The 13992-nt window shown below is 71.6% G+C and carries 14 protein-coding genes; 9 read left to right on the top strand and 5 right to left on the bottom strand.

The genetic code is table 11. The features are described from left to right. Nucleotides 1-345: 345 nt before the first annotated feature. From lysS to ABD287_RS01710, 3 genes are all read left to right on the top strand, one after another. A complete protein-coding gene (lysS, locus tag ABD287_RS01720; protein WP_344167081.1) occupies nt 346-2046 on the top strand; it encodes a lysine--tRNA ligase in 1701 nt (566 codons plus the stop codon). A 116-nt stretch (nt 2047-2162) separates the two neighbouring features. After that, nucleotides 2163-3878, top strand: coding sequence for a S8 family serine peptidase (locus ABD287_RS01715; RefSeq protein ID WP_344167079.1), 1716 nt, complete (start codon nt 2163-2165; stop codon nt 3876-3878). 75 nt (nt 3879-3953) lie between these two features. Then, nucleotides 3954-4652 (top strand): 4'-phosphopantetheinyl transferase family protein, encoded by a 699-nt coding sequence (locus ABD287_RS01710; RefSeq protein WP_344167077.1) that lies wholly within the window; start codon nt 3954-3956, stop codon nt 4650-4652. 7 nt (nt 4653-4659) lie between these two features. Here ABD287_RS01710 and ABD287_RS01705 read toward each other — a convergent pair whose 3' ends face one another. After that, nucleotides 4660-5130 carry a cytidine/deoxycytidylate deaminase family protein gene (locus ABD287_RS01705; RefSeq protein WP_344167075.1) on the bottom strand — a complete coding sequence of 157 codons (471 nt, stop codon included), beginning with the start codon at nt 5128-5130 and terminating at the stop codon, nt 4660-4662. Between the two features lie 117 nt (nt 5131-5247). Here ABD287_RS01705 and ABD287_RS01700 point away from each other — a divergent pair, with 117 nt between their 5' ends. From ABD287_RS01700 to ABD287_RS01690, 3 genes are read left to right on the top strand one after another with little or no spacing between them, the layout of a single operon-like run. Further along, the gene (locus tag ABD287_RS01700; protein WP_344167073.1) at nt 5248-5556 is read left to right on the top strand and encodes an ArsR/SmtB family transcription factor; all 309 of its coding nucleotides are present in this window, start codon (nt 5248-5250) and stop codon (nt 5554-5556) included. Then, nucleotides 5553-6332, top strand: a complete 780-nt coding sequence (locus ABD287_RS01695; protein ID WP_344167071.1) for an aquaporin — start codon at nt 5553-5555, stop codon at nt 6330-6332. The genes ABD287_RS01700 and ABD287_RS01695 overlap by 4 nt, the downstream gene beginning before the upstream one ends. Further along, nucleotides 6329-6736, top strand: coding sequence for an arsenate reductase ArsC (locus tag ABD287_RS01690; RefSeq protein WP_344167069.1), 408 nt, complete (start codon nt 6329-6331; stop codon nt 6734-6736). Before ABD287_RS01695 ends, ABD287_RS01690 begins: the two co-directional genes overlap by 4 nt. Here ABD287_RS01690 and ABD287_RS01685 read toward each other — a convergent pair. The 3 genes from ABD287_RS01685 to ABD287_RS01675 are packed head-to-tail and all read right to left on the bottom strand — an operon-like array spanning nt 6729 to nt 9507. Next, the gene (locus ABD287_RS01685) at nt 6729-9002 is read right to left on the bottom strand and encodes a heavy metal translocating P-type ATPase (protein WP_344167067.1); all 2274 of its coding nucleotides are present in this window, start codon (nt 9000-9002) and stop codon (nt 6729-6731) included. The genes ABD287_RS01690 and ABD287_RS01685 overlap by 8 nt on opposite strands. Continuing rightward, complete coding sequence (locus ABD287_RS01680; protein ID WP_344167065.1) at nt 8999-9292, bottom strand: hypothetical protein; 294 nt, start codon at nt 9290-9292, stop codon at nt 8999-9001. Before ABD287_RS01680 ends, ABD287_RS01685 begins: the two co-directional genes overlap by 4 nt. Further along, nucleotides 9289-9507: a heavy-metal-associated domain-containing protein gene (locus ABD287_RS01675; RefSeq protein ID WP_344167063.1), complete on the bottom strand. Its 219-nt coding sequence runs from the start codon at nt 9505-9507 to the stop codon at nt 9289-9291. The genes ABD287_RS01680 and ABD287_RS01675 overlap by 4 nt, the downstream gene beginning before the upstream one ends. Before the next feature lie 171 nt (nt 9508-9678). Here ABD287_RS01675 and ABD287_RS01670 point away from each other — a divergent pair, with 171 nt between their 5' ends. From ABD287_RS01670 to ahcY, 3 genes are all read left to right on the top strand, one after another. Continuing rightward, nucleotides 9679-10101, top strand: a complete 423-nt coding sequence (locus ABD287_RS01670; protein WP_344167061.1) for a four-helix bundle copper-binding protein — start codon at nt 9679-9681, stop codon at nt 10099-10101. A 52-nt stretch (nt 10102-10153) separates the two neighbouring features. Then, a complete protein-coding gene (locus tag ABD287_RS01665; RefSeq protein ID WP_344167059.1) occupies nt 10154-10444 on the top strand; it encodes a metal-sensitive transcriptional regulator in 291 nt (96 codons plus the stop codon). A 150-nt stretch (nt 10445-10594) separates the two neighbouring features. After that, a complete protein-coding gene (gene ahcY / locus ABD287_RS01660) occupies nt 10595-12064 on the top strand; it encodes an adenosylhomocysteinase (RefSeq protein WP_344167057.1) in 1470 nt (489 codons plus the stop codon). Between the two features lie 92 nt (nt 12065-12156). Here ahcY and ABD287_RS01655 read toward each other — a convergent pair whose 3' ends face one another. Then, a complete protein-coding gene (locus tag ABD287_RS01655; RefSeq protein ID WP_344167055.1) occupies nt 12157-13854 on the bottom strand; it encodes a M14 family zinc carboxypeptidase in 1698 nt (565 codons plus the stop codon). Nucleotides 13855-13992: the final 138 nt, after the last annotated feature.

Here is a 13992-nt window from a genome sequence, read left to right as displayed (position 1 = left end):
AGGGTTTCGCGTTCAAGCTATGGTCCGGCGTCGCTTCAGTCGCCTTGGCCGGGCCGGTCGAACGACTTCGTCACGGCTGTTCGCCGGTCGCCTCAGGTGGCCGACACCGGTCGGCCCGACGGACGAGGGCCGGCTGGCCGACAGCCGTGGTCCGGGATGTCCGACGGCGCGCCGGCCGTCCGCTTCAGCCCGGAGTATCCGGATCGCCGGTTTCGGTCGGGGCGACCCCACGGCGACGGGCCGGATACCGCCGTGACGACAACCGGACCACACCGCGAGAATGGGACGCCTCCCCGACGGCCGGGGAGCCGCGGGCGCACCGCCAGAGCACAGCTAGGGGCGATCATGACGAAGGAGAACGGCGCGGACTGGGTCGCGCGTTTCGCCGACGAGGTGATCGAGCGGGCGCAGGCGCGAAAGCCGGGAGCGCCCATCGTGTGCGCCTCGGGGATCAGCCCGTCCGGCCCGGTGCACCTGGGAAACCTGCGCGAGATCATGACCCCGCACCTGGTCGCCGACGAGATCCGGCGCCGCGGGGCGCCCTGCGAGCACCTCATCTCCTGGGACGACTACGACCGGTTCCGGCGCGTGCCGGCCGGCGTCGACCCGTCTTGGGAGCAGCACATCGGCAAGCCGCTGTCGTCGGTGCCGGCCCCGCCGGGCAGCGAGCACCCGAACTGGGCCGAGCATTTCAAGGCGCCGCTCATCGCCGCCCTGGCCGACCTGGGCATCGCGTTCCGTGGCATCAGCCAGACGCAGATGTACACGTCCGGGGCGTACCGCGACCAGATCCTGCTCGCGATGCGCGAGCGCAAGACCATCGACGCCGTCCTCGACCGCTACCGCACCAAGGGCCGGGTGAAGCTGGCACAGAACGCCGAGGCGGCTGAGGTCGAGGCGGCGGAGGGCTCCGGGGCGGCCAGCGAGGACGACGGCGCCGCCGGCGCCGGATACTTCCCGTACAAGCCGTACTGCACGGCCTGCAAGCGGGACCTGACGACGATCACCGCGTACGACGACGCCACCACGGCGCTGAGCTACGAGTGCGCCTGCGGCCACGCCGAGACGGCGCTGTTGTCGGAGTTCACCGGCGGCAAGCTGGTCTGGAAGGTCGACTGGCCGATGCGCTGGGCATTTGAGGGGGTCGACTTCGAGCCCTCGGGGGTGGACCACTCGTCGCCGGGGTCGTCGTTCGTGGTCGGCGGGCATCTGGTGTCCGAGGTCTTCGGCGGGCAGCCGCCGATCGGCCCGATGTACGCGTTCGTCGGGATCTCCGGCATGGCGAAGATGAGCAGCTCCAAGGGCGGGGTGCCGATCCCGGCCGAGGCACTCAAGATCATGGAGACGCCGCTGTTGCGGTGGCTTTACGCCCGGCGCCGGCCCAACCAGGCCTTCAAGATCGCGTTCGACGCCGAGATCCAGCGGATGTACGACGAGTGGGACACCCTCGCCCGCAGGGTCGCCGACGGCGCCGCCGCGCCAGCTGACGCGGTGGCCTACCAGCGGGCGGTCGGCACCGCGGCTGGCGAGCTGCCGCGCACCCCGCGTCCGTTGCCGTACCGGACGATCGCCTCGGTCGTCGACGTCACCGCCGGGGACGAGGCCCAGACCCTGCGCATCCTCAACGACCTGGATCCGGCGAACCCGATCGGCTCGATCGACGAGCTGCGCCCCCGGCTGGACTGTGCCCAGCACTGGATGCTCACCCAGGTCCCGGCCGAGGAGCGCACCCGCGTGCGGGCCGAGCCGGACGTCGCGCTGCTGGCCGGCCTCGGCGAGCCGGAGCGGCAGTCATTGCGGATGCTGTGCGCCGACCTCACCGACGACTGGTCCCTCGACGGGCTCACCAGCCTGGTCTACGGGGTGCCCAAGCGTCAGCTGGGCCTGCCGTTGGACACCCGGCCCACCCCGGAGCTGAAGGTCGCGCAGCGGACGTTCTTCGCCCTGCTGTACCGCCTCCTGGTGAGCCGGGAGACCGGCCCTCGCCTGCCCACCCTGCTGCTGGCGGTGGGTCCGGAGCGGGTGCGCGCTTTGCTCGGCGGCTGACCCGTCCGGGTGGTTTCGGCCCCACCGGCGCCCCGTGGGGGTGACGGTGGGTTTGACGCGTCCGTCGCGCGGTATCCGATTCGGTCAGTGATCACCGAATCGGAAGGACGTGACCCATGGCAGGCAGGCGACTGCGCGCCATCGCCGCCGGGACGTTGGGGTGGGCGCTCGTGCTCGCCGGCGCCAGTGGATCGGCCGCCGCTCCCACCCACACCGACGCCGCTGAGCTGACCCGCTTCACGGTCGTCGCCGAGGCCGGGGTCAGCGCCAGCGCCGCGACCACCGCGATCGAGGCCGCCGGCGGCGCCGTGGTGGCCCGCAACGCGGCCGCCGGCACCTACCAGGTGACCACGCGTCGTTCCGACTTCGCCCGCCGCGCCGCCGCGGCGACGTCGCTCATCGGCGCGACCGGCGACCGGGCCATCGGCGCCGCCCCCCGGCTGCGTGACCGCGTCGAGACCGAGCACCTCGTGCCCGGGGCCGTCCGGCCCGGCAGCGCCACCGGGTACGGCCCCTCCGGCGGGGCGCGCGCCCCGGTCGTCGGCATGGACCCGCTGGACGAGCGGCTGTGGGGCCTGAGGATGGTCCGCGCCGACCTGGCCCGCCAGCGTGAGCGCGGCGAGCGCGGGGTCACCGTCGGCATTCTCGACACCGGCGTCGACGCCACCCACCCGGACCTCACCCCGAACTTCGACACGACGCTGTCGCGCAACTTCGCCCCGGACATCCCGTCCATCGACGGCGCCTGCGAGTGGGCCGGCTGCGTCGACCCGGTGCACGTCGACGACAACGGGCACGGCACGCACGTCGCCGGTACCGTCGGCGCCGCCGCGGACGGGTTCGGCCTGTCCGGCGTCGCCCCGAATGTCACCCTGGTGGCGCTCAAGGGCGGCCAGGACTCCGGCTACTTCTTCCTCGACCCGGTCGTCAACGCGATCACCTACGCCGCCGACGCCGGCCTCGACGTGGTGAACATGTCCTTCTTCGTCGACCCGTGGCTGTACAACTGCGGGTCGAACGCGGCCGATTCGGCCGAGGCGCGGGCGGAGCAGCGGGCCATCGTCACCGCGATGTCCCGGGCGATGAACTACGCCCACGACCGCGGCGTGACCATGGTCGTGGCGATGGGCAACGAGCATTCCGACCTGGGCCGGCCGGGTGTTGACGAGTCCAGCCCGGACACCGGTCCGGTGGCCCCGTACCGGCGGGTCGTCGACAACGCCGACTGCCTCATGCTGCCGCAGGAGGGTCCGCACGCGATCGGCGTCTCGGCGCTGGGCCCGTCGAGCCGCAAGGCCGACTTCTCCAACTACGGCCTGGAGCGGGTCACGGTCGCGGCGCCCGGCGGTCACTTCCGGGACGGTTTCGGCACACCCACCTACCGGACCGCCGGCAACATGATCCTGTCGTCGTACCCGCGCGGCGCGTTGCAGACCGAGGGCATTGTGGACGCCGACGGCAACATCGTCGCCGGATTCGAGGAGACCGCCTTCAAGCGCTGCGCCGCCGACGGCCGTTGCGGCTACTACACCCATCTACAGGGCACCTCGATGGCCGCCCCACACGCGGCCGGGGTGGCCGCGCTCATCGTCAGCCGGTTCGGGACCCGGGACGCCGACCTCGGCGGGCTGACGATGCCACCCGGCGACGTCGAGCGGCAGCTGACCCGATCGGCGGCTGCCCGGGCCTGCCCGGCGCCGCCGCTGGTCTCATACAAGAACGAGGACCGCGGGCCGGAGTTCGACGCGCTGTGCGAGGGCACGGCACGCTTCAACGGCTTCTACGGTTCGGGCATCGTGGACGCTTTCGCGGCGGTCGGCGCCCGTCGCTGACGCCTTTCGCAGTGACCCGCGCCGCCCGGTGTTCGTCTGGCCGGGCGGCGCGGCCGTTCCGACTACGCTGACGCCGTGCCTGACGACCTCCCCCGGCAGAGTCCGCCGTTGCTGCGCGCGTTGCTGCCGTCATCGGTGGCGACGGTCGAGGCGTACGGACCGCCGGCGCCTGCGGCGCTGTTCCCGCAGGAGGCGGTGTGGGTCGCCAAGGCGGTGCCCAAACGGGTCGACGAGTTCGCCGCTGCCCGGGCCTGCGCCCGTGCGGCGTTGCGTCAGTTCGGGGTGGAGCCCGGCCCCATCCCACGCGGCGAGCGCGGCGAGCCGTGCTGGCCGGACGAGTTCGTCGGAGCGATCACCCACTGCGACGGCTACCGGGCGGCCGCCGTCGCCCGACGGTCCGAGGTAGTGAGCGTGGGCATCGACGCCGAGCCGCACGGGCCGCTGCCGGACGGCGTCCTGGGCCTGGTCTCGTCGGCCGGCGAGCGGGACCACCTGTCCGCGATGGCCGCCGCTCAGCCGGCGCCGGCATGGGACCGGCTGCTGTTCAGCGCCAAGGAGTCGGTCTACAAGGCGTGGTTCCCGGTGGCCCGGCGCTGGCTGGGCTTCGAGGAGGCGGAGGTCGTCTTCACACCGTCCGCCGACCCGTTGGCGGGGGCCTTCACCGCCCGGCTGTCGCCGCCGGCCCGCTTCGAGGGCGTGGACCTGGGCCGGTTGTCCGGCCGGTACGCCGTCGGGTCGGGGCTGGTGGTGACCGCGATCGTGGTTATCTGCTGAGCTTCCGTTACAGGCCCAGGTGCCGGTTGGGCGCCATGGCGGCGGACGCCAGCTCCGGTATCTCCACGACCTGTGCCCCGGCGGCTCGCAAGGTCGCTACCCCCTGGCAGTCGGCGACGAACAGGCTGGGCTCGCGCCACGCGGTGACGACCCGGCCGATTCCGGCGTCGAGAATGAGCTGTGCGCAGGGGCGTGGGCGTGACGCGCGTCGGGAGCAGGGCTCCAGACTGCTGTAGATCGTCGCGGCGGCCAGGCGCGGGTCGTCGCCAGCCAGCTTGCCGATGGCGGACTCCTCGGCATGGACCTTAGGATCGGTCTCCCGGGAGTAGCCGTAGGCGATCTCGTTGCCGGCGGCGTCGACGATCACGGCGCCGACGCTGTAGGCGCCGTCCGCGGGCGGGCACCGGTGCGCGAGGTCAATCGCCCGCTGCAACCAGCGCCGGTCGTCGATGTCCGCTGCGTGGTCGTGTGGCCGCATGGGGGGCTCCGTCGGGTCGTTGGGCAGTCGGCGCCTAACCAGAACTGGGCAGCGTATCCCAGCCCGCCACCAGGCGTCGTTCTTGCCAGGTGCGGCCCTCCGTGCTTGTATCATCGTGTGCTGATATCAGAAGCCCCTGATCTGATGCGGTTGCTCGCCGACCCGCTCCGCCTCCAGATCGTCACTTTGCTCGCCGACGGCCCGGCCTGCACCTGCCACCTCGTCGAGGACACCGGCGCCAAGCAGCCCAACATCTCCGGCCACCTGCGCATCCTGCGCGAAGCCGGCCTCGTGACCGCCGAGCCGCACGGCCGGTTCACCTACTACCGTCTGCTGCCCGAGCCGTTCGCCGCCGCCGCGACCCGCCTCACCGACCTGGCTGACCGCGCCCGCGCCAACACCGACGCCCGCCGGGAGTGCCCGTGACCACCCGGCCGGCGCCGCAGGCGTCGCTACCGGCCGCCCAGGCGCCGGCGCTGCCCCGCCGGCTGCTCGCCGAGTTCGTCGGGACGGCGATGCTCGTCGCCACCGTCGTCGGCTCCGGCGTCATGGCAGCCACGCTCTCCCCGGATGACATCGGCCTCCAGCTCCTACAGAACTCCGTCGCCACCGCGCTGGGCCTCGGCGCGCTCATCCTCACCTTCGGGCCGGTCTCCGGCGCGCACTTCAACCCGGTCGTGTCCGTCGCCGACTGGTGGCTCGGCCGGCGCACCGGCACGGGACTCAACGCCGCCGACCTCGGCGGCTACGTCGCCGCCCAGACCCTCGGGGCGGTCGCCGGGTCGGTGCTGGCGAACCTCATGTTCGACCTGGCGGCCGTCACCCTGTCGACGAAGGAGCGGACCGGCGGGCACCTGTGGCTCGGCGAGGTCGTCGCCACCGTCGGGCTCATCACCTTGATATTCGCGTTGGCCCGCTCCGGGCGGGCCACGGTGGCCCCGGCTGCCGTCGGCGGGTACATCGGCGCCGCGTACTGGTTCACCTCGTCCACCTCGTTCGCCAACCCGGCGGTCACCGTCGGCCGGGCGTTCAGCGACACCTTCGCCGGGATCGCCCCGGAGTCCGTCCCCGGCTTCGTCGCCGCCCAACTCGTCGGCCTGCTCGTCGGCCTCGGGCTGGTCGTCGCCCTGTACCCCGATGCCGGCCGCGCCGCCGACGACGTGGTCGTCCCGCACCCCTCCCCGACCGAGGAGACCGCATGACCGTCCAGCTCACTGTCCTGTTCGTCTGCGTCCACAACGCCGGTCGGTCCCAGATGGCCGCCGGCTGGCTGCGCCACCTGGCCGGCGACCGGGTGCGGGTGCTGTCGGCCGGGTCGGCGCCGGCCGACGCCGTCAACCCGGCCGCGGTCGCGGCGATGCGTGAGGTCGGCGTCGACATCACCGGCCAGATCCCGCGGCTGCTGGAGCACGACACCGCCCAGGCCGCCGACGTCATTGTCACCATGGGCTGTGGCGACGCCTGCCCCACCTTCCCCGGAATCCGCTACGAGGACTGGAAGCTCGACGACCCGGCCGGCCTGGGCGTCGAGGCCGTCCGCCCCATCCGCGACCAGATCCGCGAGCGGGTCGAGCGCCTCATCGCCACTCTGCCGGCCGTCACCTGAGGTCGGCGCGGAACCGGCGCAACCGCAGGCTGTTGGAGACCACGAACACCGACGACAACGCCATCGCCGCCCCCGCGATCATCGGGTTGAGCAGCCCCGCCACCGCTAACGGCAGGGCGACGACGTTGTAGGCGAACGCCCAGAACAGGTTGCCCTTGATGGTGCGGAGGGTACGTCTGGCCAGCCGGATCGCGTCGCCGGCGGCCCTGAGGTCGCCGCGCACGAGGGTGAGGTCGCTGGCCTCGATGGCCACGTCCGTGCCGGTGCCCATGGCCAGGCCGAGGTCGGCCTGGGCGAGCGCCGCCGCGTCGTTGACCCCGTCGCCGACCATCGCGACGACCCTGCCCTCGCCCTGGAGCCGCCGGATCACGTCAACCTTGTCCTGGGGCAGCACCTCGGCGATCACCTCGTCGATGCCGACTGCGGCGCCGACGGTCCGGGCCACGGCGGCGTTGTCGCCGGTGAGCAGGATCGGCGTGAGTCCCAGCTCCCGGAGCCGGGCGATCGCCGCCGCGCTGGACTCCTTCACCGCGTCGGCGACGACGAGCAGCCCGCGGGCCCGCCCGTCCCAGCCGACCGCCACCGCCGTGTGGCCGCGTTCCTGCGCGGCGGCCAGGGCGCCGGTCAGCCGCGGCGGCAGCGTGATGCCGCGCTCTTCCAGCAGCCGGGCCCGCCCGACGACGACGGCGTGCCCATCGACGGTGGCGGTGACGCCCAGCCCCTCGACGTTGGCGAACCCGGTGACGGCCGGCAGCTCGCCGGCCTCGGCGGCGCCAGCGGCGATGGCCTGGGCGATCGGGTGCTCGGAGGCGTGCTCGGCAGCTCCGGCGAGCCGGAGCAGCTCCCCGCGCTCGACGCCGTCTGCGGTGGCCACGTCCACCAGCGCCATCCGTCCGGTGGTGACGGTGCCGGTCTTGTCGAGCACCACGGTGTCGACCCGTCGCGTCGACTCCAGCACCTCCGGTCCCTTGATGAGGATGCCGAGTTGGGCGCCGCGACCGGTGCCGACGAGCAGCGCCGTCGGCGTGGCCAGGCCCAACGCGCACGGGCAGGCGATGATGAGCACCGCGACGGCGGCCGTGAACGCGGCCGCCACGCCCCCGCCCGCCCCGATCCAGAAGCCCAGCGTCGCGGCTGACAGCACGATGACGATCGGCACGAACACGGCTGAGATCCGGTCGGCGAGGCGCTGCGCGGCGGCTTTGCCGGTCTGCGCCTGTTCGACGAGCCTGGCCATCTGTGCCAGCTGGGTGTCGGCCCCGACCCGGGTGGCCCGCACGACCAGCCGGCCCCCGGCGTTGACGCACGCCCCCACCACGGGGTCACCGGGGCCCACCTCGACGGGGACGGACTCACCGGTGACCATCGCGGCGTCGACCGCGGACGCGCCGTCCTCCACCTGCCCGTCGGTGGCGATCTTCTCGCCGGGCCGGACCACGAACCGGTCCCCGACCACGAGCTGGTCCACCGGTATCCGGGTCTCCTGACCGCCGCGCAGCACCGCCACGTCCTTGGCGCCCAACTCCAGCAACGCCCGCAGCGCCGCCCCGGCGCGACGCCGGGACCGGTGCTCGAAGTACCGCCCGGCGAGCAGGAAGACGGTGATCCCGGCGGCGGCCTCGAAGTAGATGTTGGCTGCGCCGTCGGTGCGCTGCACCGCGAAGGCGAACTCATGCCGCATCCCGGGCTGACCGGCCGTTCCCAGGAACAGGGCCCACACCGACCAGCCGAACGCGGCCAGCGTGCCCACGGTGACCAGGGTGTCCATGGTGGCGGCGCCGTGCCGCAGGTTCGCCCAGGTCGCCCGGTGGAATGGCCAGCCCCCGTAGACGACGACCGGCGCCGCGAGGGTCAGCGACAGCCACTGCCAGTAGGTGAACTGCAACGGCGGGATCATCGCGAAGGCGATGACCGGCACACTGAGGACCGCTGAGATGACGAGCCGGTCCCGCATCGGCCTGAGATCGTCCGACGGAGGCTCGGCGGCCGCCGCCGCGCCAGCAGTCGGCGGCGCGCTGGCCGGCGTGGGGACGCGCGCCTGGTAGCCGAGCCTGTGAACGGTGGCGACCAGGTCGTCCACCGCCACAACGTCGTCGTAGGCGACGGTGGCCTTCTCGGTCGCGTAGTTGACGCTGGCGGCGACGCCGTCGAGCTTGTTGAGCCGCTTCTCGATCCGGGACGCGCATGACGCGCAGGTCATCCCGGTGATCGCCAGCTCGATCTGGTTCGCTGCCCGGGGCAGGTCACTGGCGGAGCCAGCGTTCATCGGTGAGCCTCTTCTTCAGGGGCGCCGGCCGCTCCGGCGGCGCCGGCCTGGCCAGCGGCGGCGGGTTGGCCATGGCTGCCGGGCTGGTTGTGGGCGTCCGGCTGGTCCTGGGTGCTGGGCTGGTCGTGGGGCCCTGGCGGGGCGGTGTGCCCGGGGATTTCGGGAGGTTGTCCGGTGTGGGCGGGCGCCGGACGGTCCACGGGGCCGACCAGCCGCCCGGCGCCCGCGCCGACCCCGAAGGCCACGACCAGCGCGGCTCCGAACAGCCCCAGTTTGGTCGGCACGTTCATCGCTGGCTGACCAGCTCGTACCCGGCGTCGTCGACGGCCTCGCGGACGGATTCGACGTCCAGGGGGCGGTCGCTGGTGACTGTGGCGCTTTTCGCGCCGAGGTCCACGGCGACGGCGCTGACCCCGTCCAGCTCGCCCAGCGCGGCCGAGATGGCGCTGACACAGTGCCCGCAGGTCATGCCGTCGATGGCGTAGGTAGTGGTGATCGCATCCATGATGTGCTCCTTCGGTAAATACCCACAGGGGGTATCCTGCGTTCGACCCGACTGTAACACCAATACCCCCAAGGGGTACACCCCCCCTGCACCCACACACACCCTTGGGTGGTTTCTCGGAGCTGGGCGCGGGTAGCCGACCGGACGCTCCACGGACCGAAGGGACCTGACATGACAGCTCCGACCCTGCGCCTCATGGACGTCTACCCCGGCCCGGTCAACCTTGACCGGGCCCAACTCGCGCACACCATCGACGCCCTCATCGGGTGCAGCGAGGCCAGCACGGCGTGCGCGGACGCCTGCCTCAGCGAACAGTCGGTGGCCGACCTGACCCGCTGCATCAGCAGCGGCGTCATCTGCGCCGACATCTGCGCCACCACCGCTCGCGTGCTCTCCCGGCAGACCGGCTTCGACGCCGTCGTCAACGCCGCCCTGCTGGAGGCGTGCCTGGCCGCCTGCGTGGCGTGCGCCGACGAGTGCGAGCAGCACGCCGACCAGCACGAGCACTGTCGGATCTGCGCCGCGGTCTGCCAGGCGTGCGCGAGCTCCTGCCGCGCCCTGCTCGCGGCGATGCGCCAACCAGCGATGCTCTGACTGCGCTCGCGACCCCGTTCATACCCCCACGGGGTGTCGTTACCATGGCTGCATGACTGCACCCCAGCGCGGCTACAGCGCCACCAAGGATCAACTGACGGCCCGGCTGCGCCGCATCGAGGGGCAGGTCCGCGGCATCGAGAAGATGGTCGACGACGACCGTTACTGCATAGACGTCCTGACCCAGATCAGCGCCGTCCAGGCCGCACTGGACAAGGTCGGACTCGGCCTGCTCGACGGCCACGCCCGGCACTGCATGCACGAGGGCGCCAGGACCGGCCGCGCCGACGAGGTCGCCGAGGAGATGATGGCCGCGATCGGCCGGCTCATGAAGCGGGGCTGAACAGCGGTTCCGGCGCCGCGGCACGAACGCCGGCCAACTCCCCAGACTGGTAGTCTCCGCCCCGCGTGGGAAGCCCGGTTGACGGCTCCACGACGGGGCGCGATGAGGTCGACAAGCGCCCGGCGCCCTAGCTGACGGAGGAGATCGAACTTGAGCGTGACCCTGACCCCGGACGTGGCCCGCGGCGTCAGCGACTACAAGGTCGCCGACCTGAGCCTGGCCTCCTACGGCCGCAAGGAGATCGAACTCGCCGAGCAGGAGATGCCCGGCCTGATGGCGCTGCGCGAGGAGTTCGGTCCGACGCAGCCGCTGGCCGGCAAGAAGGTCGCCGGCTCTCTGCACATGACCACCCAGACCGCTGTGCTCATCGAGACCCTGGTCGCCCTCGGCGCCGAGGTCCGCTGGGTGAGCTGCAACATCTTCTCCACCCAGGACCACGCCGCGGCCGCCGCCGTCGTCGGCCCGAACGGCACTCCGGACGACCCGCAGGGCGTCCCGGTCTTCGCCTGGAAGGGCGAGACGCTGGAGGAGTACTGGTGGTGCACCGAGCAGCTGCTCGTCTGGCCGGACGGCTCCGGCCCGGACTCGATCGTCGATGACGGCGGCGACGCCACCCTGCTCATCCACCTGGGCGTGGAGTACGAGGCCGCGGGCGCTGTCCCGGCCGACTCCGCCGACGACTCCGAAGAGCACAGGATCGTGCTGGAGACGCTGCGGCGCTCGCTGGTCGCGAACCCGAAGAAGTACACCGAGATGGCCAAGTCGATCATCGGTGTCACCGAGGAGACCACCAACGGCGTCAAGCGCCTCTACAAGCTGGCCCGCGAGCGCCGGCTGCTGTTCCCGGGCATCAACGTCAACGACTCGGTCACCAAGAGCAAGTTCGACAACAAGTACGGCATCCGCCACTCGCTGATCGACGGCCTCAACCGGGCCACCGACGTCATGATCGCGGGCAAGCTGGCTGTGGTCTGTGGCTACGGCGATGTCGGCAAGGGCGCGGTGGAGTCGCTGCGGGGCCAGGGCGCGCGAGTCGTCGTCACCGAGATCGACCCGATCTGCGCGCTTCAGGCGGCGATGGACGGCCTTGAGGTGGTGCGGCTGGAGGACGTCGTCGCCGCCGGCGACATCTTCATCACCACCACCGGCAACAAGGACATCATCATGGCCACGCACATGGCCCGGATGAAGCACAACGCCATCGTCGGCAACGTCGGTCACTTCGACAACGAGATCGACATGGCCGGGCTGGCGAGGCTCGACGGTATCGAGAAGATCGAGATCAAGCCCCAGGTGCACGAGTGGAAGTTCCCGGACGGGCACTCCATCGTGGTGCTGAGCGAGGGCCGGCTTTTCAACCTGGGCAACGCCACCGGGCATCCGAGCTTCGTCATGTCGGCGTCGTTCTCGAACCAGACGATCGCCCAGATCGAGCTGCACACCAAGCGGGACCAGTACGCCAAGGAGGTGTACACGCTGCCCAAGCACCTGGACGAGAAGGTGGCGCGGGCGCACCTCAAGGCGGTCGGCGCGACGCTCACCGAGCTGAGCAAGGAGCAGGCGGACTACATCGGCGTCGAGGTCGACGGCCCGTACAAGCCGGAGAACTACCGCTACTGATCCAGTGAGGTAGGCCCCGTAGGGCAGGGTTTGGAAAACAGTCAGGGCGGCCGGGGTGTACCGGCCGCCCTGACTGTTTGCTTGTTGTGAGATCAGCCCACGGTGATCCAGGTTGCGGTGGTCGGGCCGTAGTTGCCCGCCTTGTCCTTGGCCCGGACGTAGACCATCCGTCGCCCGGCCGGCTGGCCGGCGGCGTTGACGGCCACGCTCGCGGTGGCGGTGACCCCGGAGCGCTTGAGCGCCAGCGGGGACGCCGACGCGAACGTCGGATCGAACGAGTACTCGACGGTCGTGGCGTCGCCGCCGACGTTCTCCCGGCCCTTCGCCGCGTTCTCGTAGGTGCGGGCGTCGACGGTCACCGACAGGTTCGCGCCGGTGATCTCGGCCGAGCGGACGTTCGGGCCGAACGAGGCCGCGTACGGCGCTTTGGCGATCTTGCCGAGGTACATGAGGACCGACTTGTTGGCCTTCCAGTACGTCTCGACGCAGCTGTACGGCGGGTGGAAGTTGGTGCCGCCGCACTGCCCCGCGCCGCCCAGCTCGATGGTCGACGAGGCGACGCCGAGCTTGTCGTAGATGTAGTCGTCATGGCCGCCGGAGGCCGCGTAGAGGATCTGCGGGGCCTGCCCGGTCTGGTACCCGTTGTACGACTTCATCTGCGCGCCGATGGCCTTGAGCGCCTTGTCGTTCGGGGCCGGCGTGTTGGCGTACTGCCACGGCACCAGGTTCATCCCGGCGACGGTGTGGATCGAGAGCATGTAGCCGGTGGCGGTGACCGGGGCGGGAGAGTTGCCGCCCGCACGCTGCTTCTTGAAGATCTTGGCCCAGACGTTGTGCAGCGCCTTGTTCTCCAGCTCGCTGCTGGCGCTGGGCCCGAGGTACGTGTCGTTGCACGGGTTCTTCGAGGTTCCGGCCCCGCCCCAGTGGCTGTCGTTGTTGCGGTTGAGGTCGACGCCGACGCTGTCGCCGGTGCAGTTGCCGCCGGTGGGGTTGCGGTTCTTGCGCTGCATCGACGGTCGGGCGCCCTGGGCCACGATGTCGAGTCCGTCGGGGTTGGCGATCGGCACCACCCAGACCTCGGTCGAGTCCAGCAGCGCGGTCACCTCGGCGTCGGAGCCGTAGCCGTTGGTGAGGTGGTCGATGAACTTGTACGACATCTCGCCGGCGGCGATCTCGCGGGCGTGGGTCTGGGTCATCAGGAAGAACTTCGGCTTGGCGCCGTCGTTGCGCTGCTCGCAGTCGCCCTGGGCGAGCTTGGTGATGCAGATCGCCCGGACGTCGTACTTGCCGGTGTAGGTCTTGCCCAGGTTGTGGATCCTGGTCAGGTCGGGCTTGGCCGACGCCACCTGCTGAAGGTGGTTCATGTGGCCCATCGAGGTGTGGTAGCCGCCGTAGAAGGTGTCGGCGACCTTCGCGTTCTTCGGGTCGGGGTTGCCGATGAGGCCGCCGGGGTTCTCCCAGGACGGGCGCATCGTGTCGAACACCTCGGCGCGGAAGCCCGCGGCTGCCAGCTTCTTGCCGACGGCCGCGTCGCCGGCGACGAACAGGGTGTCGCCGTCCCGGTCTTCCAGCAGGTCGAAGCCCTGGCGGGCCAGCTTCTCCGCGTCGGCCGCGGTCGGCGCCTGGACGCCGTAGACGTAGGTGGTGACAGGCTCGGCGCTCGCCGGCTGCTGTTCGGCGACGTCGATACCGGGCAGGGGCAGGCCCGCGCCGGCGGGCGCGGTGAGGGTGGCGGTGAGCGCGGCTGACACCGCGACCACGAGCGACCACTTTTTCCGTTGCTGGCTCATCAGCTACCTCGGGGGTTAGGCGCTGTGGTCGGCCGAGCGGTCTGCCGGGCACGCCTGGGGCGGGCGACGGGACAGATGGTCGTTTCGGCAGGCGCTCAGCGGTGTTTCGCCGTTGGGGAACTGATCGGCCGGCCGGGT

It is taken from the genome of Pilimelia columellifera subsp. columellifera, from assembly GCF_039532605.1.
Lineage (GTDB): Bacteria > Actinomycetota > Actinomycetes > Mycobacteriales > Micromonosporaceae > Pilimelia > Pilimelia columellifera.
Note: the sequence above shows the minus strand (reverse complement) of the source record. Positions and strands in the feature narration are given on the sequence as shown.